Raw genomic sequence first — 259 nt, 5'->3', positions numbered from 1 at the left:
GTGTAGGGATGCCAATTAGGGATAAAATAAACCATATAGCCTCCTCATAATTAAAAAATGCGATAACGATACTTATAGATTAGAGCCCGAACTTCTTGGGAAATGCTGTCTAAAATGGTAATTAAAATAAACAGCGACCCAAATAAAAACGAGAAATTAGTCACAATTGGAAAGTATAAACCGATTACCAGTGGCACTAGGGCAATCAACAGCACGTAAATGGTTCCTAAAAAAGACATAATGTTAACCTGTCCGGTCA

The 259-nt window shown here is 36.3% G+C and carries 1 pseudogene; it reads right to left on the bottom strand.

Features of this window, described 5'->3' with window-relative positions:
- Window positions 1–50: 50 nt before the first annotated feature.
- Window positions 51–259, bottom strand: a pseudogene (locus AC6UDF_RS07290) (preprotein translocase subunit SecY); the annotation flags it as partial.

This window comes from Fructilactobacillus sp. X2R6C1, from assembly GCF_059901295.1.
This window is presented reverse-complemented; position numbering and strand designations above follow the sequence as displayed.